Raw genomic sequence first — 25,247 nt, 5'->3', positions numbered from 1 at the left:
ACCGCCGACGTGATCGCCCGCCGCGTCGGCCATGCAGCCATGGCGCCGGCGATCGCCGCATGCGGTCGTCCCATCCGATAGACAAGGATCCCCATCCCCGTGAGTTCTCTTGCCGAGGGGCTGCTTGAGGCTGCCCGCAAAGACCTCGGATACCGCGAGAAGAGCGACGGCTACACCAAGTTCGGCGACTGGTACTACGCCAACGTCGACAGCAGCACCCCGCACTTCAAGATCGCACCCTGGTGTGACATGTTCATCGCCTGGGCGGCCAACCAGGCAGGCGTGCAGGACTATGTGGGCGAGTTCGCCTACACCGTCGACCACGCCAACTGGTTCAAGAAGCACGGCGCCTGGAGCAGCGAGCCCGAGCCGGGCGCCCTGGTGTTCTACGACTGGTCCGGCTCCGACAACGTCGCGGCCATCGACCACGTGGGCATCGTGGAGACGGTCAAAGCCGGAAAGATCACGACGATTGAGGCCAACGTCGACGGTGTGTGGCTCAAACGCAAAGAGCGTGATGAGGCCAAGGTCGTGGGCTACGGCCTGCCGCGGAAAGTCCAGGAGAACCTGGGGAAGGGAAAAGCGGCCGCAAGCAAGCCGGCAGCTGATCCTCCGGCGAAAAAACCCTCGCCTGATTCGGTGGTGACGATGCAGGCCGTCGCCAGCATGACGAAGGCCCGTCAGGACTACCCCGCCACCGACGCGCCTGCCCTACCGGAGGCGGCGATTCCTGCGGCGGCGGTCACCGCGCTGCTGTGCGTGGCGTTGCTCACGAAACGAGCCAGGAGCCGGAAACCGTCCAGCGACGTGCCGGCGGGACGGCACCGCAGGCCGCCGCAGGGCCGCCATCGAGCGGCGGCCACCTAGGAAAAGACCCGCCGCGAAGAACAGGACGTGCGGCGCGCCCGTGCCGAGCGGCCACTGCGCCGGCTTGCTGCGGCGATGACGCACAATGATTCGCCGACGACGCCGTCCATCACGCAAGGAGTTCTAGGCCGTGCCTCAGCCGCCCGCCGACGCCGTACCGCTGCTCAAGGCCCTGACCGACTATGGCGAGCGCTACCGGTTGGAGATCGGCCTGAGCGCCGGTGAGGGCTGGATTCCTGCGGACCGGCTGCTGGACCCGGCCTCCGAGGAGCTGACCCGGGTGCTGGAGGCCGAGCGGACGGCCAGCGGGCAGGTCTCGGCGCACGCGACGGCGCTGACCGTCATGGCCGTCTACGCGGGCACGGTGACGGCTCCCGCGCTGCTGGCCTGGGCGCTGTATGGCGAGGTGCTGGACGTGCGGCCGGACAACGTGGCGATGCGACTCGATGACCATCACGGGTTCGCGGCGATCGCACTGCGTCGGCCGCGACTGGCCGACACCACGCAGATGGCTGCGGGCGAGCGGCTGAAGCTGCTGGTCGGCCAGGTGCTCGACGAGCACCTGTTTCCTCTCGCCGACGCGCTGCGGGCGCACAGCCGCGCAGGCAGGCGCCAACTCAACGGCGGCATCGCCCAGGGGTGCGCCGCGGCGTTCGGCGCGGCGAGCAGGGTTCCGGGCGCCGACGTCGACCTGCTGCAGCGCGCCTACAACGATTTCCTCGCCGCCTGCCCGGCGGAGCTGGGCAGGCTCGGGGAGATGGTCCGGCTGGCCGAGGGCGGCAGGGAGGGGTTGTTCTACCTGCGCCGTACGTGTTGCTTGTTCTACACCGCCGACCACGGCGAGAAGTGCGCCAGCTGCTGCCTGGACAGTGTGGAGGACCGCATCCGCGCCTACCGCCGGATCTTGTCCAGCGGCACGGCGCCGCACTGATCCGGCCCCGCGGCTCCATCACGGTCAGCGGCGACGCCCAGCGGGATGCCGCGCTCCGGCCAGCGAACAAAATGGTGCGGCTTGGCCTCAGGTGGGCCGGTCGACGACGGAGAGCGGCGTCGGTCGTCTCCAAGACGGTCCCATCCTGCAGAGCCGCGAAAAACGCTGCCGGTCGACAGCTCAAGGCACGGCTACTGGAAGATCGAGAGCGTGTGGCAGTGGTGAGCCAGCAACGAGCTCACCCCCGGGACCGCGGCCACGGCCACGGGACCCGCGAGCAGCAGGGCGACGGCGGCCAGCCCGGCCAGCCGCTCTCTGCGCCCGAGCGGGGCGGCGGGGTGGAGCATGCGCTTGACGCGAGTCAGCGCCGTCTCGCCGCCCGCGCCCAGCATGAAGGCCGGGGTCCGGCCGGTGGCCAGCCGTACCAGAGCTGCGGCGAGATGGATGCGCGGATGGTGGAGGGCTGCGACGTCATCGGCGAGCAGCTCGACCAGCCGCGCGACCTCGGTCTTGGCCCGGGCGAACAGCGGCAGGCGGGGGAAGGCAAGAGAGAAGGCTTCGGCGGCGGCCAGCACGAGGTGGTGACGGCCTCGCAGGTGCGCCTGCTCGTGGGCGAGCACGGCGGCCACCTGCTCGGGAGCCAGGGAGCGCAGGGCGGCGGTCGTGATGACCGCTCTGCCCTGCCGGCCGGGCAGGCAGTAGGCCGCGGCCTCGTCATGCTCCAGCACCACCGCGCCCAGCTCGCCGTCATGACGGCCGAGGATGGTGAGCATGTCGGCGTGGTGGCGGCGTTCGCGGCTGGCCCGGACCAGTACGGCCGCCCCGTAGTAGGTGGTCCTGGCCGCAATCGCGGCGGCGCCGAGCAGGGCGGCGTATGCGCCCGGGAAGGCGAGGATCTCTCCGTTGGACAGCAGCGCCGCGCACGCCTCGAAGAACGCCGCCAGCCCGTGTCCGACCACGGAGGCCGGGACCGCGGCGGCGAACGCCGCGAAGACGACGGAGGCGACCCCGGAGACACACGCGGCCAGCCATACGGAGATCGCCAGACGAGGAGCGCGCTCGGCCCAGGTGCCCCGGCTGAGCAACCGAGGCAGCCAGGCCACGGCGGCGACGGTGTACAGCGCCAGGATGACGGCGGCGATCATGCGCGCCCCCCGGGCGGGTACACCCGGAGCGCGGCCTCCAGCGCCTTCGACTCCTCCGGAGACAGTCGCTCCAGGAAGTGCACCAGCGTGGCCGCCTGGTTGCCGCCGGAGGTCAGCGTGGCACGCATCAGCTCGGCGGTATAGGCCGCCTTGCTGGCCACGGTCTCGTAAACGTAGGCCCGGCCGACCTGCTTGCGGCGCAGCAGACCCTTGGTGTGCAGCTTGTCCATCACGGTCATGACCGTGGTGTAGGCGATCTCCCGGTCACGGCGCAGGTCGTCCAGCACGTCGCGGACCGAGGCGGGCCGGTGGTACGACCACAGGCGATCCATGATCGCGGATTCCAGGTCTCCCAGACCACGCATCCTCCGCGCCTCCCCTCTGCCCCGACAGTTCAATGCTACCGGCCGTCGTAGGCGCTTATATGTGCTCAATCTTGTCGATAAGACAAGGACTCGGGTAGATCCGGCTGATCCACCTCGGCGAGGGGACCGGTCTTGGGGATGCACTGCACCCGGGATGAACGACGCGACCCTGGTCGGCCGTCACCGGCTCTCCGCCGATCTCCCGTAGTAGAGTCACCGCTCGCCCAGGGGATGCCTCCTTGACGTGGCCGATCCGCTGACGGCGAATCCTCCCGTCGCACCTCATCCCGGAGAAATCACGTTGCAAGATACCCCTATGGGGTATATCGTGGGCATGTCACCTTGATCAACGGAGGAGAGCAGCATGTCGGAACCATCGCACCAGGCTCACCACGCCGGACATGAAGGGCACCAGGGATACGAGGGACATGGCCATCATGCACCCGAGGAGCACGCCCACCACGCGCATACGGGCCACCCCGCCAAGACGACCTGGCGGATGGCCGCCTCCGCCACCCTGCACTGCCTCACCGGCTGCGCCATCGGAGAGGTCCTCGGGCTGGTCATCGGCACCGCGCTGGGCTGGGCCACCGCGCCCACCATCGTCCTGGCCGTGGCGCTGGCCTTCTTCTTCGGCTACCTGCTCACCCTCATCCCCCTGCGCCGCGCCGGGGTGGACTGGGGCGCCGCGATCAAGCTCGCTCTCGCCGCGGACACCGTCTCCATCATCGTCATGGAGATCGTCGACAACGGCGTCATGCTCGTCATCCCCGGCGCCATGGACGCCGGCCTGGCCACCGGCCTGTTCTGGGGCGCGCTGGCCTTCGCCTTCCTGGTGGCCTTCCTCGTCACCACCCCGGTCAACAAGTGGATCATCGGCCGGGGCAAGGGCCACGCCGTCGTCCACGCCTACCACCACTGATCCCCGTCCGGCTGAGAGAGGGAGACCCTCCATGGACGGGCTCGACCACCGGGTGCGCCGCACCCGGCGAGCCGTACAGGACGCCCTGGTCGACGCGATCGTGGACAAGGGCTACGACGCCGTCACCGTCACCGACCTGATCGAACGCGCCGACATCGGCCGATCCACCTTCTACTCCCACTTCACCGGCAAACAGGACGTCCCGTTCAGCACCATCGACGAACTCGTCGACCAGCTGGGATCCGTACGACCGGCCACACCGCAAGGGCTGTTCGCCTTCAGCCTTCCCCTGCTGGAACACATCGACGAGCAGCGCCCCCTGGTCCGCGCCCTGCTGGGACCACGCGGCGGAGCCGCCGTGCACAACCGCATCCGCCACGTCCTGTCATCGATCATCCGTGCCGAACTGCTGACCGCCCCGCCGTCGAGCCTCCGGCCTTTCGCCGACCTGGACCTGGCCGTCACCTGCTCACCAGCCGCCCCAGCAGGGCACCTGCGCGCACGTAGCGCTGCCGACCCCACCCGACCCGCCGCCTCCGGAGGAGAGCTGATCAGGCTGCCAGGGCCGTACGGTGACCTTGGCCCAGCGCTGGCCGGCACTGCTGCGGCAAAAGTCGGCGATTGCCGGGGGCTTTCGCGTCAGAAGAGTCCCAGCCTGCCCTGACCTTGCAGGCCGAGGAGCTGCCCCACCGACCTTTCACCCCCGGCCGGTCCGGCCTTCGCCGTCACCACCGGCCTGTACACCACCGCCATCGTCGTGCGCGCCGCCGGCGAACTCGACCTGGCCGCCGTCCCACTGCTGCGTGCCCACCTGGAACGCGTGTGGGAGCTGCCCGGGTTGCCCGTGCTCATCATGGATGTCAGCGAGCTGACGTTTTGCGACTCCACCGGACTGTGCGAACTGGTGCGCACCCTGCACCGCAGCCGCACCTGCGGCACCCGGCTGATCCTGACCGGCCTGAGCTAGCACCTGATGCGGCGGCTGGCCGTTATCGGCCTGCAGGCCAGCTTCGAGACCCACCCCGACGTGACCCTGCCCCTGCGCGCAGCCACCACGGCGCCCCGGCAACCTGGCAGCGACCTCCTGCACCCGGCGCCGTAACCGCGCACCCGCTTCGGCCAGCCAGGGTGACCACGGTGACGTGGGTCCGGGTGGCTTGCGTACGAGCGGCGCGTACGGCGGCGCCACCGGCCACCGGTAACACTCGACTCGACTGACAACAACTGGGCACGCAGCACAAACCCGAACGTCACACCGCCGTAGTCGGCATAATCAGGCTCGTGTTCACGCGCTGCCTGCCGCGAGAACCTACGAACCCGCCGCTTTGGCCGGGCGGCCATGCCGATGATCAGGAGGATCCCCGTGCGTCAGCGGTTCGTGAACTGGCGGAGGAACTACGGATCGCGCCCGGCTTCCACCCGGCCTTCGGTGACGTCCCCTGCTTTTTGACCGTCACCCAGACCCGCGGGGTCGACAGCCACACCGACGTCACGCTCTGGTTCGCCTTCCAAGCCAACCGGGATGCGGTAATCGTCCCGGATGAGCGCGAGTTCGCTCAGGTGCGATGGGTGCCGATTGACGGCCGCCAGGGATGGCCGCACGGGGTCTTCGATCCCGGTCTTGAGCGGTTCCTCGACAAGCTGCGCACCCGCCTCGGCCGTACGCCTGCAGCTGCGGGCTGACGGAGCTCGGCGTCGGGGCGAATGCTCTTCATCGGATGCCGGCCGACAGTGCCCGCCCCGCCAGTACCCTGTCCCGGGTGACTCGCAGTGCTTCTGAGCAGCGCACGCTGCGCGCGGCCGTGGCTGACGCCCACCGGGCGCATGCCGAGTTCGACGATGCGCGTGCCTGGCTGGAGAAGGCGGCGAAGGGGCCGATGGATCCGATCGCGGCCGACGTGTGGGTGTTCGATGAGGACTTCGGGCACGTCCTGCTGGTCAAGCACCGCTGGCGCGGCTGGGTCCCGCCGGGCGGCAGGGTGGAGCCCGGGGAGACGCCCCGCGAGGCGGCGTGCCGGGAGCTGGCCGAGGAGACCGGCGTCGTCGCCGAGGTGCTGGACGTGCCGGCAGCGGTGACCGTTCGCTCCTACCGCTCCGATTGGGCGCCCACGCTCGGCCTGTCTTATGCGGCCATCATCGATCCCTCGCTTCCGCTGACCGCCGAAGACGATCAGCCCGCGGCGTGGATGCCGCTGGGCCACGAATGGGTGAGTGCCTTCTCGCAGGACAAGTTCCGCATCCGCGCGTACGCTGGGCCTCTGAGCCGCACGCGGTCGGATACCACGCGCTGACGGCGCAGATCAGCCGAGAATGTCGATCACGGTGAGCTCCGGTGCCGCTCAGATCGAACCGGGCATTGAGGCTGCGCATAACGGCGGCACGGGTCACGACGTGGCCGGAGAGACCGGTCTCGGCGGAGGATTGGAACGACCTGTTGTCACCGGCATGATTGCCGAGTACGCGCGGCGCTGAAGGATTGCCCGTGTCGATCCTGCCCGACCATGTCCAGCGGGCGATCCAGTCTGGTGCCACGGCGTCAGCAGGCAGATCAGTGTGTGAACTGCTGTCTCCTGCATGCCGGGGAGACGCAGATGCGTTCGCGAAGCCACGCCGATAGGCTTTCTACGACGGTACGTATTTCCGCACAGTTCGTCGATGGCCCACGTGGGAGATCATGGATGATTAGTCCTTACGTACGTCGGCTGCGGTTGGCCACCGAGTTGCACAAGCTGCGCAGCGAGGCCGGGCTCACCCATGAGCAGCTTGCCAAAAAGCTCGGCGTCTCGCGTGCGCAGATCTCTCGGTTAGAGAACGGCCATGTTCCTCCCGACCAGGACGACATCATCAAGATCCTGGACGTGCTCGGGGTCGAAGGCGAGGAGTGGACGAAGATCCTCACCATCGCCAGGGAGGCCGCCGAGCGGGGGTGGTGGGAGTCCAACAAGGCGATGGGCACACGGCAACCGCTCTTCGCAAACTTGGAGGCCGGCGCGACGGAGATCTGCGAATACCAGCAGACCTACTTCCCCGGCCTCCTGCAGACCCCGGAGTTCACGCGGGTCCGGGTGGCCGCCGACTGGTTCCAGCGCCCTACGGGCGCTGCCGCCCAGACCACGATGAATGCCGAAGGCATCGTCAAAGGACGCACCAGTCGCCAGCGGATGCTGGCCCGGCCCGGTGGGCCGACGTACGAGGTCATCGTGGACGAGGTCGTCCTGCGGCGGCGGCTGGCTCCGCCCCCAGTGCTGCGTGCTCAGCTGCTGCACGTGGTGGACAAGGCCCAGGAAGAGAAGATCACCGTCCGGGTGCTGCCGGTGGAGGCCGACATTGAGGGTTACGCCTTCGTGCCCTCCACCTTCTCCATCTACCGCTACGCCGATCCCGGCGACCCGGTCGTGGTCGGCGTGGAGGCGGTCACCTCGGACGTGGTCCTCACCGACAGCGAGGACGTTACGCCCTACCTGCAGATGTACGACCGGCTGCGCGCCGCGGCGCTGCCGGAATCCGACAGCCTCCACCTGATCACTCAAACCGCCAATCGCCTGGCCGAATAAATAGGAAGCATCATGAGCACCTCTCCTGCCAGCCCCGACAAGTTCCCCATGTGGCGCAAGTCGCGCCGTAGCGGCGGTGACGGCAACTGCGTCGAGGTCGCCTTCGCCGCCGACGGCACCGTCGGCGTTCGTGACTCCAAGGACCGCTCCGGACCGCATTTGGAGTTCACCCGCAGTGAGTGGGAGGCCTTCACTGGCGGGGTGAAGGACGGCGAGTTCGACCAGCCATAACCTGTCGGCCACCGCGCACGCGGACGGGGCCGGAACCAGCCTTTTCGGGCTGGTTCCGGCCCCTTTTTGTGCGTCCCGCGTGAACGCGAGGTGACAGAAAGCGGAGATTCTCTTGCCAGCCCCTTGGTGCAGCACGATACTGAGGACGTTTACGAATCCTGCACTGTACAGAGCAGTGAGCAGAACAGAGACTTGCTCTGTGCTGACAAGAGCCTCAAAGGTGACGTGCCATGTCCAGCACGAACGACCCCGCGGCCCAGGTGAACTCCTCCGCCAGCACCTCAACCCAGTCGCCCCCGCTTCAATGGCGACGGCCGTTCCCCGGCCATGAACTCCAGCTGCGCGATGTTCGCCGCTGGCTGGAGTCCTTGTTGCCGGCGTGCTCTGCCCGCGACGATCTCCTCCTGATCGCCGTGGAACTCGGGGCCAACGCCGTGCGGCACACCGCCAGCGGTAACGGCGGCCAGTTCGTCATCGAGGTCACCTGGTCCGGTGCACTGGTGCGCGTCGCGGTCATCGACGGCGGTGCAACCGGTGAGCCCCACCTGGTGGACGATCCGATGGCCGAGCACGGCCGAGGCCTGCGCCTGGTGCGCGACCTGTCCAAGCGGATGGGAATGAGCGGGGACGCCCGCGGGCGAACGGTGTGGGCGCAGATCGGCTGGGACGGCCCGCAGGCCGCACCACCTCTCCGTTCTCCGGCCGACACCGCGACCATCGCCGCCGGACAGGCCGAACTCGCCCGCCGTTTCACCGGTGTCATCGCCTGGTTCGACCTTTCCACCCGGCAATGGTGGGCGCTTGCCCGCCGTCCCGGCGCCGACTGCCTGCTGACGGCTCCATCCGTTCCCGCCCTGGCCGAGCTGCTGAACCAGCAGCGCCGCTCCGCGTGAACACCGCACCACGCTGCCGCCTGAAGGAGACCCCTTGATCCACTTACCTGCTTTTGTCTGGGGGCGTCTTCTTCGCGGGCGCGGCCGGGCCAACGGGCAGCCACCTCGCAACGGCGAGGTGATTCCTTCCCAGATGGGACGCGGTACCGACCAGGCCATTAATGCGCTGCTTCGCCACCTGAGCCCTGCCCACTACGAGGTCACCCGTCGCCGTTTCCTCAGTCTCGGGCTCAGCTCCGGCAGTGCGACGCACACCGCACCCCGCCAGCAGTAGCCGGCCCTCCAGCCCTCTTCGCCCACCCGTCCCGAAACCAGCGCGCTGACCAGCAAGTACGGCCAGCTGCCGCGGTCGGCGTCCCTGGCCACTCCTCAACAATCGGAGACGAAACAAGGTGAGAACCTCCACCAGCGTTGACGTGAAAGAGTTCATCTCCCCGGTGGTCACCCTCGGCCCGGTGGGCACCGACGCCCACCACATCGCTCACGAGCTGGGCGAGGTCGTCTTGGCGGAGTCGTTTCCTCAAGCGATGCACCTGGCGTGGGAGCAGAACCTGAGCGCGCTCATCTGCGCCGGATTCGTCACCCGATCGGGAGAGACGATCCGCGACACGTGGGTCGATCTGCATTTCCGCTACAGCGACCGCATGGAGCTCGTCCGGGTCTGGTCGGCGGCGACGAAGCCGATGTGCGTGGCGATCAACCGGTGCAAGATCGACGGCCTTTCACAAGCCGCGACCCTGGCGCTGCACCCGGCCACCACGGCGTTCGCCGACCGGTACGCACCGACCTGTCAGCGGATCTACGTCGATGCCAAGCCGCTCGCGGTGGCCGCGGCGGAATCCGGTGACGTCGATGCCTGCATCGGGTCGGTGGACGTCGTGCAGGCCGTCGCGCACCTGGAGGTCGTCGAGACGTTTCAGCCGCAGATGCTGTGGTGCCTGTACCGACGGACCGGTCACGAACGCACCGCTCCGGCCGGATCCGTCGACGACCACGTTCACACCGGCGGCCACCCGCAGTCGGCGGGAGGCGCCAGATGACCGGCATCGCCACGGTAGGGGTGCTCGGCGGTGGGATCATGGCACGCGCGATCATCCCGCACCTGCGCGCCGGTGGGTACGCCCTACGGTTGTACAACCGGACTCTGCAGCGGCTCGACGCCTTCGCCGGTGACGGCGTCGAGCTGTGTGCCAGCGCGGCGCAGGCCGCGCACGGAGCCGATGCCGTCGTGTCCTTCGTCTCCGATGACGAGGCCAGCGCGGCCGTATGGTTCGGCGCCCGCGGCGCCCTGGCGTCGCTGTCCGCCGGGGCCAGGGCGGTGGAGTGCTCGACCTTGTCGAGTCCGTACATGCGGCGCTGGATCACCGCCTGCCGGCACGCCGGGGTCCGCCCGGTCGACGTCGCGCTGACCGGCGGCCTGGAGCGCGCCCAGCAGGGCACGCTCATCGGGTTCGCCGGAGGTGCGCCCGAGGACCTGCACGCGCTTGAGGCGGTGCTGTCCACCTACACCGAAACGGTCATCCGCTTCGGCGACAGCGGCGCGGGCATGCGCTACAAGCTGGTGCACAACCTCGCCGCGGCCGCCGCCCTGGTCGGGCTGGCCGAAGCCTTGACGCTGGCCGAGCGCAGCGAGTTGAGCATGCCGCAGGTCGTGCAGACCTTGAGCGCCTACGGATGGGCCGCGCCGGTGGCCTGTTCCAAGGCGGCGAACATGACCGGTGACCGGCATGAACCTGTGACGTGCAGCCTGGACAACCTCGCCAAGGACGTCGGCTACGCCCTCGCCTCCGCCCCGGGCGCTGCAGATCTCGCCGTGGCTCGCGCGGTGCGCGCGCAGATGGACCGGGCGCTGGCCAACGGCGCGAGCGGGCGCGACATGGGGGCGGTCAAACGCGCCTACGGCACGTCCGGCCGGGCCGAGCCCGCCTCGAAGGGGGGGCCGGTGTGAGCGGCACGGGCGCGGTCGAGGCCGTCTCCGCTTCCTGCTTCGATCGCAGCTGGTATGTCCCTGCGGTCGCCAAGCGCCACCTCGCCGACCGGCTGGAAGGGTATCTTCACGCGGCGGCCGAGTGCGTGCGGCAGGTGTGCGCCGGTGCGGCCGACCTGTACCTGGCCGGTTCCCTGGCCCGGTCGGAAGGGGCGGTGGCCCGAACGGCCCACGGATACGTCCTGGCGTCGGATCTGGACTTCGTCGCCGTCGTCGCCGACGGCTACCGCGGCCCGGATCCAGTCGCACCCCTGATTGATCATCTGACCGGTTTCGATCCGGCCTTCCTGCCGACCTGCTTCGTGCTGGAGTGTGCCCACCTGGCGCGGGTGCGCTCGCACTTCGGCCATGACCTGTGGCAGGGATCGCGGCGGCCGCTACTGATCAGCTCTGGCAGCCCGCGTCCGGTCCGCCCCGAGGTCGGCCCGCGCGAAGCCTTGGAAGTCGTCGTCCACCAGCTCGCCAGCTACCTGCTCACCGCTCCCCCGCCCGACGGGCCCGGTGGTGAATCACCGCGCACCTGCTCCGAGCACCACCGCATGAAGCTGCTGCTGGAACTGTTGCGGGCCACCATCACGGCCCCGGGGCAGCAGGTGCCGGGCTACGCCGACCTGATCACCGCCGGTGAGGCGGAAGCCTTCGCCCCGGTCGCCGACGCCGCGCGGGTGCGGGCGCTGGTCCGCTCCCGCGAGCTGTCGCGCCCTGTGCCGATCACCGTCAGCGCCGGGGATGCGCTGGCCGTGGGACTGCTGCAGCTGTGGTTCGGCTGTCCCGTCGACCACCGGCCCGGCCCCGGTCTGATCGAGGCGCTGCTGGAGCGAGGAAGCGGCCGAAGCGACGTGATGAGCCTGTTCCAGCTGTGTCTGATCCTCTATTACCTGTTCACTCGTGCCCCTCAGGCGAAGGTCGCGGGCGCCGCAGCCGATGCGCTGGGCCAGCTGTGGAGTCAGTTGACCGAGGACGAGCTGATTGAAGCCCGCGGCCAGCGCGCTGCCATCGTCCGCCTGACCCCCCAGCGGCTCGCCCGGCGCCGGCGGGCGGACCTGTCGGTACTGCACCGGGCCATGGTCCGGCTGCGATGCGACTACTACCACTACCTGGGCCCGTACAACTTCGGCAAGATCCCCTATCCGGCCTATGCCGGATACGACCCGCAAAGGAGCCGGTCATGACCGGTGCACAGCAAAGCCCGGCCCGTCTTGACGCCTATCCCGCCTGGGTGGCCGCCCTGCCGGACGTCGACGTCGACTTCCCCGGCGCCCGCGGTCATCTGCTGAGCGGTCCGCACGGGCAACTGGTCTTGTGGGCCTTCGACGACGGCGGCCGGGTGCCTGCGCACCGGCACGGGCCGCAGCTCGGCGTGGTGCTGCGCGGAGCGGTGCTGCTGGAGGTCGACGGCCGCTGCGTGCGCTACGGCGCCGGTGATTCCTTCTCCATCGCCGACGACCAGGTCCACGCCGCGACGATCGAGCCGCACACCCTGGTGATGGAGGTCTTCGCCGAACCGGACCGCCACCGTGAGCGGGCCCGGTGACATGGCGGCCCGACCTCTCGGCGCCCGCCCGGCCCGGCCGGTGCTGATCTGCGCCGACCGGGTGGTGACCGGCCACCGAGGCCAGGTCATCGAGGATGGGGCCGTCCTGGTGCACGGGACCCGCATCACGTGGGTGGGCCCGGCGCGGTCAGCTCCCGGCAGCCGGGCGCGCGCTGCCGAGCGCATCCATCTTGACGGGGCGACGCTTTTACCCGGCCTGATCGAAGGACATGCGCATCTGTGCCTGGACGGCGGCGATGACCCGTTCACGCGGCTCGCCCAGGCCTCACCGCGGCAGGTCGCGGCCTGCGCGCGCACGGCCGCCGAGCGCATGCTGGCCAAAGGCATCACCTGCGTGCGGGACCTGGGCGGCACGGGCGGCATCGATGCGCTGATCCGCGCGCAGGTCCGCAGCGGACAGCTGATCGGCCCGCGGCTGCTGTCGGCCGGTGTCCCGCTGACCTGCCCGGGCGGGCACTGCGCCGTGTTCGGCGGGCAGATCAGCACAGGCGGCGAGCTGGCCCGGCGCATCGGCGGCAACCACCGCGGCGGCGCCACCTGGACGAAGATCATGGTGACGGGAGGGTTTTCCACCCCGGCCTCGTCACCGCATGCCGTACAGCTCACCGCGTCGCAGCTGGCCACCGCGGTGCGGCTGTCGCGGCGCCGGGGCCTGAAGGTGGCCGCGCACGCGCACGGCACCGACGGCATCGCCCTGGCCGCCGCCACGGGCGTCGACACCATCGAGCATGCCACCTGGATGCGCGAGGACGGCTTCGATGTGGATGCGGCCGTCGTCGCCGAGCTGGCCCGGCGCGGCATCGGTGTCGGAGTGACCATCAACTCCCGGGCCCGCGCCGCCCGCGGGCGCCTGCCCTGGCCCGAGCGCGTGCGGCAACTGCAGACGATGCGGGCAGCCGGGGTGCGGCTCATCGCCGGCACTGACTGCGGTATCTCCGGCACCGCCCACGACGACCTGCCGGCGTCGCTGGCCTGCTACACCGACGCCGGGTACCGCCCGCTGGAAGTCATCGAACTGGCCACCAGCGGTAACGCCCGCGCGCTCGGCCTGGCCACGGTGACCGGCACCCTGGCGGCGGGATATGCGGCCGATCTGCTGGCGGTGCAGGGCAATCCGCTGGAGTCGCTGGCCTGCCTGATGCGAACCCGCTACGTCATGGCCCGCGGCCGCCCGGTGCCCGGCGCCGGTTCCGGCTGACCCTCCCCGCCACCGCCCCCCTGTCCGAGCCCACCCGAAGGAGAAGGAGTGTCCGTCGAAGACGAATACGCCGACCTCGATCCGCTGCAGACGCGGATCGATGCCCACCGCACCCACAGCGAGCATCCCGAAGACCTCGAAGCCGCCGTGCAGGACGCGATCGGCCCGCATGAGGGCGGACCGGTGCTGGACGCCGGGTGCGGCACCGGATCGTTTCTGCGGCGGCTGCGCTCACGCGGATTCACCGGCACGCTGGTCGGCCTGGACATCTCAGCCGCCGCGACCAGTCGCGTAGCCGCCGACGGCGCCGCGAGCGCGGTGCGGGGCTCGGTCACCCACCTGCCGTTCGCGGCCGGCACCTTCGCCACGGTCACGGCCCGCCACATGCTGTGCCACGTGCCCGACGTGCAGGCCGCGCTGGGTGAGTTCGCCCGGGTGACCCGGCCCGGCGGCCGGGTGGTCATCAGCATCAACCACCCGGGCACCGTCCCCGGCGTCACGGCGATGATCTGCCGCCAGCTGCGCCGCCACGGCTTGAGCACCACCGCGCTGGCCGCCACCACCAGTTCGGCTGACCTTCCCGAGCGCATGGCGCGCGTCTTCCCTCACGTGCAGACCACCGCACACGACAACGCCCTGGTCTTCACCGAGCCCGAAGCGCTGATCCGGTTCGCCGTCGCCGTCCTCGGCATCTACGGCCTGACCCGCACCTGCCCGGCCCGGCCCGCCATCATCGCCGCGATCCGCCAGGAGGCGACCGCCTGGTTCGCCCGCACCCGCCAGCCCTGGCGCGACCCCAAGGGATACGTGATCTGCGTAGGGAGCACCCCATCGTGAACCGTGACACCCCCGCCCGCACCGTCTGCGGTGCGTCCGGCCCGTCCGCTGCGACGCCCGCGGCCGTGCCGTACCCGTTCTCCGATCGCCATACCTTCGACCTGGAACCCCCCTACGCCGACCTGCAGCGCTCCGACCAGCTGCACCGCGTGCAGCTGCCGCACGGCGGCCCGGCCTGGCTGGCCGTGCGCTACGACCACGTCCGCCAGATCCTGGCCGATCCGCGCTTCTCCCGGGCGCACGCCAACCGCGCCGATATCCCCCGGCTGTCGTCTGAGGTGCTCCCGGCGACCTCGATGATGGCCCTGGACCCGCCCGAGCACACCCGCATCCGGCGGGCGCTGGCCCCGCACTTCACCGCCGACCGGATCGAACACCTGCGCCCGCGCGCCACCGCGGGCGCCGAGGAGCTGCTGGAGACGATGGCCGCTGCGGGAAGGCCCGCCGACCTGCTGGCGCACCTGGCCATCCCATTCCCCCTGCTGATGATCTGCGAGCTGCTGGGGATGTCCGCGCGCGAGCGCGAGCACTTCACCGACTTCGCCTCCGCCCTGCGCTCGGCCCGGCTGCCACCCGCCGCCCGCCAGGCCGCCCGCCACCGCTTCGAGACCTTCGTCGCCGACCACCTGCTCACTCCCGGCGTCCACACTCCGGACGGGCTGCTGGCCGCGCTGCGCCGCGACCGCGACGAGCAGACCCTGAGCACCGCCGAAATCGTCGACGTGGTCATCGCGCTGCTGGTGGGAGGCGTCGGCAGCCCCAGCACCCTGCTGGCCAGCGGCGTGTGCCTGCTGCTGCGCCGCCCGGACCTGGTGGCCTGGCTGACCGCCGATCCCGGCCGGGTGCCCGCCGCAGCCGAAGAACTGCTGCGGCTGGTGCCGGTAGGCGTCGCCGGTGGCTTCGTCCGCGTCGCCACCCAGGACATCACCGTCGGCGCCACCCTGGTCCACGCAGGAGAGGCGGTCCTGCCGGCGATGACGGCCGCCAACCGCGACCCTGCCGCCTTCCCCGACCCGCTGACGCTCCGCCCGGACCGGCCCGCCACCCCCCGCCATCTGGGCCTGGGCCATGGCGCCCACCACTGCGTCGGCGCGCACCTGGCACGCGTGGAGCTGCAGGTGGCCCTGACCGCCCTGTTCGCCCGGATGCCCGCCCTACGTCTGGCCGTCGACGAAAGCGACCTGCACTGGCACGAGGGCCTGGTCGTGCGGGAGCTGAAGGAGCTGCCCGTCTCATGGTGAACGAGCACCCACCGACCTCTTACCAGCGCATCGCCATCGACCCCGCCCGGTGCATCGGCGCGGGCACCTGCGCGGCGCTGGCCCCGCACGTCTTCCGCGCCCACGCTGACGGCACCCAGGTGCTGACCCCGCAAGCACCCGCCGAGAACGCCATCACCGACGCGGCCGACTGCTGCCCTGTCCAGGCCATCACCCTCACCGGCCACGCCGCCGACGCGGCCCTCCTCCCCCGGGACCCCGCATGAGCATGACCGAGACGACCAACCCCTACTCCTACAAGTGGACCATGCATCCGGGCACGATCCCGTTGAACTTCGGCGACATGGACTACGCCCCCGACCCCGCCATCGTGGCCGCTATCACCGAGCGCCTGGCCTGGCCCCTGGCCTACCCTCCGCCCTACACCGTCAGCGGAGTCGCCTCCGTGCTGGCCGCCTACTACCAGCGCCGCCATGGGCTGAGCCTGCCCGCCGAGGCGTTCTGGCTGGCCACCGGCTGCCTGACGCAGAGCTACCACGTACTGGCCTCCCTGGTCGGCGCAGGCGACGAAGTCCTGTACTGGACGCCGGCCTTCTTCCACATCCCCAGCGCCATCACCGCCGCCGGTGCCGTCCCGGTCCCCGCCCCGCTGCCATCCGATCGCGACCTCACCCGCGCCGACATCGAGCCCCTGATCAGCCCGGCGACCCGCGTCATCTACCTGGTCAACCCGCACAACCCCACCGGGAAGGTCTACACCGCACCGGAACTGCGGGCGATCTGCGAGGTCGCCGCCGATCACGACCTGGTCGTGGTGAGCAACGAACTGCACAGCCGCGTGATCCTGGACGGCGAGCACCAGCCGTTCGCCGCGCTCAGCCCGACGGCCGCGCAGATCAGCATCACTCTGTCCGGCGCCTCTAAATCGCACAACCTGGCCGGGCTGGGCGGCGCCTTCGCCTTCTCGGCCAACGCCGAGCTGCTGCGGCGAGCACACGAACCGGCCCGGCACCGCTGCCCGGCGGCGACCGGCCTGCAGCAGGCGGCCCTGGCCACCGCCTACGCCGACGACAGCCCGTGGCTGCGCGCCACCACGCAGCGGATCAAAACCGCCCGCGATCTCGCGTGCGCCACCCTGAAACACCAGCTGCCGCAGCTGGGGTTCCCGATACCGTCCGGCACCTACTTCCTGTGGGTGGACTTCGCCCCCTACCTGCGGCGCGGCGAAAGCGCCGTCGATGCCCTGCGGGAGCGGTGCGCCATCACCGCCAAGGCGGGAACCGCTTTCGGCGGAAAGGAGAGCCAGGCGCGTCTTTCCCTGGCCACGCAGAAGGAGATCCTGCGACAAGCCCTGACGCAGATGGTCCAGGGCCTGACCGGATCCGGCCGGGAGTGACGACCGGCCCAGCGACGCGCAAGACGCGCCCCGGGATCTCTGCCCGGGACCCGTACCCGCAGCGCGCCGCACGACAGGAGCACGCGAGACGGCCGACCACCGGCAGCCCACGCGTGGTACAGATGAGATCACCGATGGTAAGCCCCGGCCAGTCGGCGGGCGGAAGGGAACAATTCCAATGAAGGTACTGATCTCCGGCGGCGCCGGGTACATCGGCAGCACCATCGCCTCGGCCTGCCTGGATGGCGGGATCACTCCCGTCATCGTCGACAACCTGATCACCGGCCGCCGGGAGTTCACCACCGGCCGCATCTTCTACGAGGGTGACATCGCCGACGGCGCGCTGGTCGACCAGGTCTTCACCGAACACCCCGACATCGCCGCGGTCGTGCACTGCGCCGCGCTGATCGTCGTGCCCGACTCGGTCGCCGACCCGGTGGGCTACTACCGGGCCAACGTCGCCAAGAGCCTCGACTTCGTCTCCCACCTGCTGCGCAACGGCTGCCGGCGCCTGCTCTTCAGCTCCTCGGGATCGATCTACGAGCCGGGCGAGGACTTCAGCGTCGATGAGGACTCAGCCATCGCCCCGCAGAGCCCGTACGCGCGCACCAAGGCCGTCTGCGAAGCCATGTTCGCCGACATCGCCGCCGCCACCGACCTGCGGGTGCTCTCCTTGCGGTACTTCAACCCGATCGGCGCCGACCCTCAGCTGCGCACCGGTCTGCAGCTGCGCCGCCCCAGCCACGCGCTCGGCAAGCTGATCGAAGCGCACGAGACGGGGACGCCCTTCTGCGTCACCGGAACCGACTACCCCACCCGCGACGGCTCGGGCATCCGCGACTACATCCACGTCTGGGACCTGGCCGCCGCGCATGTCGCCGCGCTGCACGCGTTCGATGAGGTGCTGGCGCAGAGGCGGCACTATGTGATCAACCTGGGCACCGGCACGGGCACCACCGTGACCGAGCTCGCCGACGCCTTCAACGACGTGGTCGACACGCCCGTCGCGGTGATCGAGGCACCGCGCCGCCCCGGCGATGTGGTCGGCGCCTACACGCGCAGCGACCGCGCCGCCCGGCTGCTCGGCTGGAAGGCGCAGCACTCGATCGGCGACGGGATCCGTGATTCGCTGCGCTGGGCGAAGGTCCGCGACGAGCTGCTCGGCGATCAGCCATGAGCGCATCGGCCGGTCGCCGGTAGGCGAGGCCTTCTGCCGTGATCGGCTGCTCTGCCCATCAGCAAAGGACGCCCATGTCATGACCGGTAGCACCTGGACAGCCTCGGGCGGGGAGCTGGCCGGCTCCTACGGCCGCCATAGCGGCACGCTGCGCGGCGCGCTACGGCAGGCGCTGATCGCCCGCGCGCTGCGCACTCACCTGCCTGTCGCTCCGCGGCGCGTGCTGGACGTCGGAGGCGGCGGCGCCCAGCAGGCCCTCGCGCTGGCCCGCGCCGGCCACCACGTCACCGTGCTGGATCCGGACCCGCGGATGCTTCAGCAGGCCCAGACGCGCTTGTCCGCCGAACCCGAGCACGTCCACAACCGGGTCGTGCTCGTGGCGGGCACCGGCGAGCAGGCCACCGGCCTGGTCGGCGGCGGCTTCGACGCGGCGTGCTGCCACGGAGTGATCATGTATGCCTCTGACCCGAGGCCGCTGTTGACGGCGCTCGTCGAAGCCGTCCGGCCCGGCGGTGTGATCTCGGTGGCCACCAAGCAGCCCGCACTGGCCATGCGGCCGGGATTGCGCGGGCAGTGGGAGCGCGCGCTGGCGCTCATGGACGCCACCACCGAGGTCGGCAACCTCGGCGCGACCACCTACGCCCACAGCGTGGACGAGCTGTCGGAGGTGCTCAGCGACCTCGGGGCCGCGGTGTCCGCCTGGTACGGCGTGCGCATCTTCACCGACCACCTCGGTGATGCCCCCGTGCCTGCGCGGGAGGAGTTCGACCGGATCGTAGAAGTCGAATGGCAGGCCGGGTGCCGCGATCCGTACCGGCGCATCGCGCGGATGATCCACCTCATCGCCCACCGTGCAGCCTTGGTATGAGCCGGTGACCGAGACGCTTCCCCCGGTGGGTGTTGAGCTCTTCGACGTTCACCGGCTCCGGCTGAGGGAGGTCGCCGCGCCGCATTTGTCGCCTGAAGACGAGCTGGCCAGGGACCGGGTGTGGGATGCGGCGGTTCAGGTCAACCCAAGCCTGTTCGACGGGCCGGTTGTGGCGTGCGCCGGACTGGGGTGGGAGGGCCCGCGCAGTCTTGTCCTGTCCTGGGCGCGGGTGACGTACCGGCATTACGCGCTGCGCCGGATCCCGGGAGCCACCTGCTGGATGCCGTCGCTTTTCGTCAGCATCGTGCAGCCGGCCGACGACGGGCGGGTGCTGGTGGCGCGGATGTCGCCGTCAACGGCCGCTCCGGGCCGCTGGCAGTTACCGGGCGGATCAGTGGAGCCACCCGAAGCCCATGAAGTGCTGGATGAGGCGGCGCTGCGCCGGCATGCCGCCCGTGAGCTGACTGAAGAGACCGGTCTCGACACGACGCCCGAGGAGCTGACCCGATGGGCGGTCACGCGCGGCGAACATCGCAGCGTCGGTCTGGTCTTCCTGGCCCCGCTCCGGCGGCCATCGGTGCTGGAGGAGCGCTTCGCGGCGCTGGTGGCCGCCGAGCAGGCCGCGGGGCGTGTCCCCGAGCTGGACCGGATCGCGGTGGTGGGCTCGACCGCTGAGCTCGCGGGTCTGGACGGTCCGCATGCGGACTACCTGGAACCGGTCGTGCGCCGGTACACCGAACCTCTGCGGTGATGCGCTGTCCGAGGTGGGACGGATGCGACGGCCCGCGGGTGACTGCGGGCTGGCCATCACCTGCCGGTAAGGAGGTCTCGGACGCGCACGCCGAGGCCGGCCCGAAAGGACGCTCGCCTCTCCTCAGCATCCCTGCCGGAAGATGCGTTTCATCGGCCGCGGGCGGCGGCGTCCGGTTACGGTCACAGACATGACGATGGACGAGTCCTCGGCTGTTCCCCTCGACCCGTATGCGGCGACGCTGGCCCGAAAGTGGATGGCCGCGACCGTCCTGCTGCGCAACGCGGCCGGGGAGGTGCTGCTGGTCGACCCGACGTACAAGCCGCTGTTCGAGCTACCCGGCGGAGCAATCGACGAGAACGAACCGCCGCGGGCCGCCGCTCGCAGAGAGGTCCGGGAAGAGCTCGGGTTCGACCGGCCGGTGGGGCGGCTGCTGGGGATGGACTGGGTGCCGCCGAAGCCCGGCTGGCCGGACGGGATGATCCTGCTGTACGACGGCGGGGTGCTCACCGACGCTGAGATCACCGCGATCCGGTTGCCGCCGGAGGAGCTGGCCGGGTGGGTGTTCGCGGCACCGGATCAGCTGTCGGCGCTCCTGCCTGAGCATATGGTCCGGCGAGTCACCGCGTGCCTGAGCGCTCTGGAAGCCGGGACGGTGGCGTCGTTGGAGGACGGCCATCCGACCTGGTGATCGGGCGCGGGTCGGAAAGCTCGTGCGTCTTCGCTGATCAGACGCTCACACGATCGGAGGGAGGCCGGCGCGCGTCAGCCGCAGCACGGTGGTCCAGGACATCGGCCGGCGGTGTCCGTGTCCGCCCTTGAGGCCTTCGCGCAGGCCGGCGAGCCAGACGGCAAGGGTGGCGCGGGAGCGGATCCGGGCGACGCTGAGCACCGTCCAGGCCGTCAGGTAGACGGGGATCAAGAGGACGGGCAGGCGGCGGTAGGCGAGCCAGACGCGGTTGCGGGCGTCGAGACGGTAGAAGGCCGCGTGCAGGGCCGCGGGGACCTGCCCGGTTCCGGTGCCCAGGTCCAGCAGCCGCCGGGCTGGACCGAGCCGGTCGGCCTCGGCTGTCAGCGCGGCGACGGCGCCTGCCGGGATGCCGGGCCGGAAGACCCGGTAGTACGGGGCGGTGCTGGTGAACCTGCCAGCGCTCATGAACGACTCCGTGATCTACGAGTGGGGCGCCGGTCACCGGCAGGACGGGGACGCACGGGGGCCGGGGAGCGGCGCTCGTCATGGCCGGGCCGCTTCCACCAGGAGGGTGCCGACGTGATCGGGTTCGGGCGCGGGCTCGACGCGCGCACGGACGTGGCGGAAGCCATACCGGCGAAGGAGTTCCACCCAGGCGCCGGGTTCGTAGGCCCACCGGTAGATCCACACCTGAGGGCCTGCGTACCCCGCGCCGTAGGTGCCTTGGCGGCCGTAGCTGCCCGGGATGGCGGGTGCGTGGGAGAAGACGAGGCGGCCGCCGGAGGTGAGCCGGTCATGGACCGCCGGCAGCAGGCGGTCGGGGTCGGTGAACCAGGCCGCGCCCCAGATGGAGTAGATCGCCTCCCAGCGGCGGGAGGCGCTGGTGAGGTAGTCCACGGCGTCAGCCTGATGGAAGTGCGCGCCCGGCAGGTGCCCCCACGTCGCGCGGGCGCTGGTGACGTGGGCCGCCGACAGGTCGATGCCGGTCGCCTCCACGCCGTTGAGAGCGAGGGCGGCGACGGCGTCGCCGTGGCCGCAGCCGAGTTCCAGTGCGGTGGCCGGATCTCCCAGCACCTCATTTCCGGGACCGTGGCCGGGGTACTGCGTCCAGCCGAAGGCTCCCTCGAGCGCCTCCTGGGGCGTGCGCTCGGGGGTGTTGGCGGCGTAGCGGTCCCAGTAGGTGGCCTGGTCGGCGATGACGGTCATGAGCTGGGTCATTTCGGTGAGGGAGGAGATCGGGTGAGGCTATGGTGCTGCACGACCGGGGCGCTGTCAGGCGGAATCCCGCAGATCACAACGTCCGCCCGCTGCCCGGCACGGAGGGTGCGAACCTGGGGGTGATCACATGTCCGATGTTCCCTTGCTGCTGGTCGATGGTCACGGACTACTGTGGCGCTCGGAGTTCGGCTTCCCCACCCGCGTCCTTAGTCGTGATCGCAGCCGAGACATCACGGGCGCGTTCGGGTTCATGGCGTTGCTGCGGGTCGCGATCCGCGACGAGCTGCCCGCACCGCCGGAGGTCATCGTCGTCTTCGACGGGGAACACGGCGTGGCCGGGCGGCGCGCACTCGACCCCGCCTACAAGGCGCACCGGCCGGCCGATGAGGCGGCGCTGGCACCGATCCGGGCGCTGCCGGACGTCAAGCGGGGCCTGGAGGTCGTGGGCGTGCCCTGGGTGGAGCTCGACGACGCCGAGGCCGACGACGTGATCGCCACGCTGGCGGCGGCCGCCGGACCCGATCGCCAGGTGTGGATCATGGCCTCCGACCGGGACTTCTACCAGCTGATCACCGACCACGTCTGCGTGCTCAACACCGCGATGCACCCCGGACGCCGGGTGATCGGCCCCGAGGAGGTCCAGGCCCGCTACGGTGTTGCTCCGCGCCGCTGGTGTGACCGGGTCGCGCTGGTCGGCGACCCGTCCGACGGGATCGCCGGAGTGCGCGGGATCGGGCCGAAGACCGCCCTTCGCCTGCTGGAAGGCGGCCTCGGCATCGAGGATCTTCCGGGCTCGGGCCGCCTGACCGGCCGGGCGGGGCGACTGGTCAGCGAGCACTTCGAGCAGGTCCTCACCTGGCGGGACATGGTACGGCTGCGCACCGACCTGTTCGTGCCCCTAAGCCTTCACGGGCGCCCCGTCCCGGCCCTTTCCCCACCCGCCGCGGTGATGACCGAGCTGAACCTGTGGTGATCTTCCAGCAGCCGGGTGGTGCTCTTCCGCCTCGCCATCTGAGGGCGTGGCACCGGTCGCATCCGTAGGCTGACGTCGTGCGCACCGGATGCGATTCAACGGCGTCGCCGTGCCTGATCGTCTTGCGCGGGAACTCCGGCGCGGGCGAATCAAACCGTGACCCGCGCCCTACGGGACGCCTACGGTTACGGCCTGGCGCTGATCAGCCAGGACGTGATCCGCCGGGACCTGCTGCGTGAGCGGGACGTCCCGGGCGGGTGAACATCAGCTTGATCGACGTCATCGTCCGCCACGCGCTCGACGGCGAATTCCACGTCCTGCTGGAGGGGGATCCTCACGGCCAGCAGGTACGAGGCCATGCTCCAGGCGCTCCGCCGGCACGCCACCCGGCCCCAGCGCACTCAGTTCGCCGCCGAGGAGATGCAGCAGTGGTACAAGGAGCGTGACCTGTTGCCGGACGACTGCGAGACGATCATCGGGCAGGACGGCCCGCTGGAGGCGACCGTGCAGCATGTGCTGCGCGCCTCCGGACTCTCGGAACCTCGCGTCATTGTCAGTGACGGTCAGTAGCATCAGCGCGTCAACGACAAGGAGGCCGCGGTGCATCCCCCGCTGATCATTCCGGTCCTGGTGACGACCGACCTGCCGCCGGAGACGGATCTGGCCGAGCTCGGACGGCACATCGCCGATGCGGTCACCGTGCTGAATCCGTCCGCGAGCCCGACCTGCTCCGGACGCCTGGACGGGCGGGCGTTCTGGCTGGACCGGCCGGTCCTACCGCCGATCGAGTCTGACCGGCCCGCGCCGATCGCCGAACAGTTGCGCTTCGCCGTCCTGCTCGGCGTCCTGACAGCCGCCGCCTCGCCGGAGACATCGGCCAAGGACGTGCTGGCGACCGCCCGCGCGGCGATCAAAGCCGCGATCATCACCGCGTACGGCGACCTCGGCAGCCCGCCCGTCGTCATCGAGATCAGCGCCGAGGACGTACGCGAGCGAACCCCTGACGACGCGGTCCCCGCCGTGGCCACCGATTCCCCCGCGCCGCCCACGCGCATGCTAGCCGGATAGCCCGCTCCGCCCAGCCGTCACGACGTTAATCCTTGACGGCCGCCCGACCGCGTAAGCGGCCATGGAGGCACTCCTGGTTGGCGGACAACACGTTCCCGGTAGATGGCCATGTGCCTCCAGGCAGGCGGCCATGAGAAATCCCGGTGAACGAACCGCAAGCCTGCTCGACGAAGGGTTGAACGGCGCCCTGCTGATGGTGTTCCTGGATATCGAGCTCGCCGCTGCCGTTCACCTCTCGGCGCGCCGCAGAGGTGCCCCGATGTCGTGGGGCCAACGAAGGAGGCCCTGCAGCGCCGATCGCTCCCAGCCATCGCTCTGCGCCGGCCACCCCGAGGCGATCGTGAGGCCCCGGCCGCTCCGAGCCCTTGCCGTAAGGATGGCCTCTCAGATGTCCGGAGGATTAAGAAGTACATGGCCGTGTACCTGGAGAAATGCTGTCCGCGGAACAGGATGTCCATGCCCGTGTACCCGGAGTTTCTCTCTCATGTCCGTTCACAACCCACCCGGCCCCGGTACTGATGAGCCGGGGCCGGGTTCCATCACTGTGGGCCCACCGGTTTCACTGGCGGTCCAGGGTCGCTGCATAGTCCTTTCAGGCGAGATAACCGGGTGGCCTGGGGACGGACAGCGCCAGTAGGGGGGGCCAGCCTCGCATCGCAAGTGGATCACATCACGCTTTCTCGATGACCGGGCCTAACCCGGTCATCGAGATTGCGGAAAATAGCGCCTCACCGTGGCTCAGCGGAGCATCCTTACATAAAGAGAGACTTCCTTCGCACAGGGCGCCACAGTTCAATCTAACTGTCGGCTTGCCTATTTCCCAGCTCAGCCTCTAGGCGATCAAGAAATCGTGTTACGATTTCCGTAAGAAGGTACCCGAAGAGTCCATGCCGAGCATGCACCCTCATATCCCCTTCCAGGTCTTCCATCACCTTTCTCAGGGGCCCTGGGATCGTCGTTGATCGAGAAGGAGCCTCTCCTTCAGAGATTGATCTCCGATATTTCGCCCATTCAATACAGGTGGCCAGGTCGGAAGGAGTCAGGGTAATCAGGCCAGCAGCATATACGTGATTTTCTCCCAGGCCACGCCGGTTGAGTATCCTACGATATCTAACCATCAGGGCCGTGGTCCGCCGCTTCAAATCATCTGGAAGCCGAATAGAGAACTTCTCCCATCGCTCATCACCGTCCTGGGCAAGATGGAACGAAGCGGCAACAGCTTTACCTGCCGGCCCCAGTGAGACACCTCTCGGTCCGTTTACACGCGGCAAGGTAATCAGTGTCCGGGACGATCCAGCTCGCTGCATGACCTGATGTGACGCCGTGCCATCTGCGCTCGCGGCCTGGGTGGAGCTGGTTTCTGCGTCCGTTCCGGTGCCGCGCTCCTGCTCCTCAGGGGT

The 25,247-nt window shown here is 69.9% G+C and carries 31 protein-coding genes; 27 read left to right on the top strand and 4 right to left on the bottom strand.

Annotated elements, in window-relative coordinates; all coding sequences use genetic code 11:
* Positions 1-99 precede the first annotated feature (99 nt).
* Positions 100-867 (top strand): CHAP domain-containing protein, encoded by a 768-nt coding sequence (locus IEZ06_RS32390; protein WP_189240480.1) that lies wholly within the window; start codon positions 100-102, stop codon positions 865-867.
* A 130-nt stretch (positions 868-997) separates the two neighbouring features.
* On the top strand, positions 998-1,798 hold the full coding sequence (locus IEZ06_RS32385) for an IucA/IucC family C-terminal-domain containing protein (RefSeq protein WP_203872247.1): 801 nt from the start codon (positions 998-1,000) through the stop codon (positions 1,796-1,798).
* Positions 1,799-1,989: 191 nt separating this feature from the next.
* On the opposite strand, the gene IEZ06_RS32380 is transcribed toward IEZ06_RS32385, so the two are convergent.
* Together IEZ06_RS32380 and IEZ06_RS32375 are read right to left on the bottom strand one after the other, a co-directional pair.
* Positions 1,990-2,943 (bottom strand): M56 family metallopeptidase, encoded by a 954-nt coding sequence (locus tag IEZ06_RS32380; protein ID WP_189240479.1) that lies wholly within the window; start codon positions 2,941-2,943, stop codon positions 1,990-1,992.
* Positions 2,940-3,308 (bottom strand): BlaI/MecI/CopY family transcriptional regulator, encoded by a 369-nt coding sequence (locus tag IEZ06_RS32375; RefSeq protein WP_189240478.1) that lies wholly within the window; start codon positions 3,306-3,308, stop codon positions 2,940-2,942. Before IEZ06_RS32375 ends, IEZ06_RS32380 begins: the two co-directional genes overlap by 4 nt.
* A 364-nt stretch (positions 3,309-3,672) precedes the next feature.
* Here IEZ06_RS32375 and IEZ06_RS32370 point away from each other — a divergent pair, with 364 nt between their 5' ends.
* From IEZ06_RS32370 to IEZ06_RS32265, 22 genes are all read left to right on the top strand, one after another.
* A complete protein-coding gene (locus tag IEZ06_RS32370; protein WP_189240477.1) occupies positions 3,673-4,230 on the top strand; it encodes a DUF4396 domain-containing protein in 558 nt (185 codons plus the stop codon).
* A 31-nt stretch (positions 4,231-4,261) separates the two neighbouring features.
* Positions 4,262-4,894 carry a TetR/AcrR family transcriptional regulator gene (locus IEZ06_RS32365; protein ID WP_189240476.1) on the top strand — a complete coding sequence of 211 codons (633 nt, stop codon included), beginning with the start codon at positions 4,262-4,264 and terminating at the stop codon, positions 4,892-4,894.
* Between the two features lie 93 nt (positions 4,895-4,987).
* Positions 4,988-5,197, top strand: coding sequence for an STAS domain-containing protein (locus tag IEZ06_RS32360; RefSeq protein ID WP_229799022.1), 210 nt, complete (start codon positions 4,988-4,990; stop codon positions 5,195-5,197).
* 314 nt (positions 5,198-5,511) lie between these two features.
* Positions 5,512-5,913 carry an NUDIX domain-containing protein gene (locus IEZ06_RS32355; RefSeq protein ID WP_203872246.1) on the top strand — a complete coding sequence of 134 codons (402 nt, stop codon included), beginning with the start codon at positions 5,512-5,514 and terminating at the stop codon, positions 5,911-5,913.
* Between the two features lie 77 nt (positions 5,914-5,990).
* Positions 5,991-6,521, top strand: coding sequence for an NUDIX hydrolase (locus IEZ06_RS32350; protein WP_229799020.1), 531 nt, complete (start codon positions 5,991-5,993; stop codon positions 6,519-6,521).
* A gap of 19 nt (positions 6,522-6,540) precedes the next feature.
* Positions 6,541-6,702 (top strand): hypothetical protein, encoded by a 162-nt coding sequence (locus IEZ06_RS32345; protein WP_189240474.1) that lies wholly within the window; start codon positions 6,541-6,543, stop codon positions 6,700-6,702.
* Positions 6,703-6,938: 236 nt separating this feature from the next.
* A complete protein-coding gene (locus IEZ06_RS32340; RefSeq protein WP_203872245.1) occupies positions 6,939-7,784 on the top strand; it encodes a helix-turn-helix domain-containing protein in 846 nt (281 codons plus the stop codon).
* Between the two features lie 12 nt (positions 7,785-7,796).
* Positions 7,797-8,015, top strand: a complete 219-nt coding sequence (locus tag IEZ06_RS32335; RefSeq protein WP_189240472.1) for a DUF397 domain-containing protein — start codon at positions 7,797-7,799, stop codon at positions 8,013-8,015.
* Positions 8,016-8,245: 230 nt separating this feature from the next.
* Positions 8,246-8,908, top strand: a complete 663-nt coding sequence (locus tag IEZ06_RS32330) for an ATP-binding protein (protein ID WP_189240471.1) — start codon at positions 8,246-8,248, stop codon at positions 8,906-8,908.
* Between the two features lie 392 nt (positions 8,909-9,300).
* Entirely contained in the window at positions 9,301-9,948 is a 648-nt protein-coding gene (locus tag IEZ06_RS32325; RefSeq protein WP_189240470.1) for a hypothetical protein, read from the top strand.
* Positions 9,945-10,856 (top strand): NAD(P)-dependent oxidoreductase, encoded by a 912-nt coding sequence (locus IEZ06_RS32320; RefSeq protein ID WP_189240469.1) that lies wholly within the window; start codon positions 9,945-9,947, stop codon positions 10,854-10,856. Before IEZ06_RS32325 ends, IEZ06_RS32320 begins: the two co-directional genes overlap by 4 nt.
* Positions 10,853-12,067 carry a hypothetical protein gene (locus IEZ06_RS32315; protein ID WP_189240468.1) on the top strand — a complete coding sequence of 405 codons (1,215 nt, stop codon included), beginning with the start codon at positions 10,853-10,855 and terminating at the stop codon, positions 12,065-12,067. Before IEZ06_RS32320 ends, IEZ06_RS32315 begins: the two co-directional genes overlap by 4 nt.
* Positions 12,064-12,429 carry a cupin domain-containing protein gene (locus IEZ06_RS32310; RefSeq protein WP_189240467.1) on the top strand — a complete coding sequence of 122 codons (366 nt, stop codon included), beginning with the start codon at positions 12,064-12,066 and terminating at the stop codon, positions 12,427-12,429. The genes IEZ06_RS32315 and IEZ06_RS32310 overlap by 4 nt, the downstream gene beginning before the upstream one ends.
* A 40-nt stretch (positions 12,430-12,469) precedes the next feature.
* A complete protein-coding gene (locus IEZ06_RS32305; protein WP_189240466.1) occupies positions 12,470-13,648 on the top strand; it encodes an amidohydrolase family protein in 1,179 nt (392 codons plus the stop codon).
* Between the two features lie 48 nt (positions 13,649-13,696).
* Positions 13,697-14,485 (top strand): class I SAM-dependent methyltransferase, encoded by a 789-nt coding sequence (locus tag IEZ06_RS32300; RefSeq protein ID WP_189240465.1) that lies wholly within the window; start codon positions 13,697-13,699, stop codon positions 14,483-14,485.
* Entirely contained in the window at positions 14,482-15,726 is a 1,245-nt protein-coding gene (locus IEZ06_RS32295; protein ID WP_189240464.1) for a cytochrome P450, read from the top strand. The genes IEZ06_RS32300 and IEZ06_RS32295 overlap by 4 nt, the downstream gene beginning before the upstream one ends.
* On the top strand, positions 15,720-15,971 hold the full coding sequence (locus IEZ06_RS32290) for a ferredoxin (RefSeq protein ID WP_189240463.1): 252 nt from the start codon (positions 15,720-15,722) through the stop codon (positions 15,969-15,971). The genes IEZ06_RS32295 and IEZ06_RS32290 overlap by 7 nt, the downstream gene beginning before the upstream one ends.
* Positions 15,968-17,101 (top strand): aminotransferase class I/II-fold pyridoxal phosphate-dependent enzyme, encoded by a 1,134-nt coding sequence (locus IEZ06_RS32285; RefSeq protein ID WP_189240462.1) that lies wholly within the window; start codon positions 15,968-15,970, stop codon positions 17,099-17,101. Before IEZ06_RS32290 ends, IEZ06_RS32285 begins: the two co-directional genes overlap by 4 nt.
* Before the next feature lie 178 nt (positions 17,102-17,279).
* On the top strand, positions 17,280-18,278 hold the full coding sequence (gene galE, locus IEZ06_RS32280) for a UDP-glucose 4-epimerase GalE (RefSeq protein WP_189240461.1): 999 nt from the start codon (positions 17,280-17,282) through the stop codon (positions 18,276-18,278).
* A 79-nt stretch (positions 18,279-18,357) separates the two neighbouring features.
* Complete coding sequence (locus tag IEZ06_RS32275; RefSeq protein WP_189240460.1) at positions 18,358-19,146, top strand: methyltransferase; 789 nt, start codon at positions 18,358-18,360, stop codon at positions 19,144-19,146.
* 4 nt (positions 19,147-19,150) lie between these two features.
* A complete protein-coding gene (locus IEZ06_RS32270) occupies positions 19,151-19,897 on the top strand; it encodes an NUDIX domain-containing protein (RefSeq protein ID WP_189240459.1) in 747 nt (248 codons plus the stop codon).
* 190 nt (positions 19,898-20,087) lie between these two features.
* A complete protein-coding gene (locus IEZ06_RS32265) occupies positions 20,088-20,588 on the top strand; it encodes an NUDIX domain-containing protein (RefSeq protein ID WP_203872244.1) in 501 nt (166 codons plus the stop codon).
* 45 nt (positions 20,589-20,633) lie between these two features.
* Here the strand turns inward: IEZ06_RS32265 and IEZ06_RS32260 are convergent, their stop codons facing one another.
* Together IEZ06_RS32260 and IEZ06_RS32255 are read right to left on the bottom strand one after the other, a co-directional pair.
* The gene (locus IEZ06_RS32260; RefSeq protein WP_189240458.1) at positions 20,634-21,053 is read right to left on the bottom strand and encodes a hypothetical protein; all 420 of its coding nucleotides are present in this window, start codon (positions 21,051-21,053) and stop codon (positions 20,634-20,636) included.
* Between the two features lie 78 nt (positions 21,054-21,131).
* Positions 21,132-21,806, bottom strand: a complete 675-nt coding sequence (locus IEZ06_RS32255; protein ID WP_229799018.1) for a class I SAM-dependent methyltransferase — start codon at positions 21,804-21,806, stop codon at positions 21,132-21,134.
* Between the two features lie 127 nt (positions 21,807-21,933).
* Between IEZ06_RS32255 and IEZ06_RS32250 the strand changes: the two genes are divergently transcribed.
* From IEZ06_RS32250 to IEZ06_RS32240, 3 genes are all read left to right on the top strand, one after another.
* Positions 21,934-22,779, top strand: coding sequence for a 5'-3' exonuclease (locus IEZ06_RS32250; protein WP_189240457.1), 846 nt, complete (start codon positions 21,934-21,936; stop codon positions 22,777-22,779).
* A 357-nt stretch (positions 22,780-23,136) separates the two neighbouring features.
* On the top strand, positions 23,137-23,349 hold the full coding sequence (locus tag IEZ06_RS36880; protein WP_203872243.1) for a P-loop NTPase family protein: 213 nt from the start codon (positions 23,137-23,139) through the stop codon (positions 23,347-23,349).
* A gap of 30 nt (positions 23,350-23,379) precedes the next feature.
* Complete coding sequence (locus tag IEZ06_RS32240; protein ID WP_189240456.1) at positions 23,380-23,847, top strand: hypothetical protein; 468 nt, start codon at positions 23,380-23,382, stop codon at positions 23,845-23,847.
* Positions 23,848-25,247 lie beyond the last annotated feature (1,400 nt).

This window comes from Planomonospora antibiotica, from assembly GCF_014647955.1.
GTDB lineage: Bacteria > Actinomycetota > Actinomycetes > Streptosporangiales > Streptosporangiaceae > Planomonospora > Planomonospora parontospora.
The sequence above is the reverse complement of the archived record's forward strand: the minus strand, read 5'-3'. Positions and strand labels throughout refer to the sequence as shown.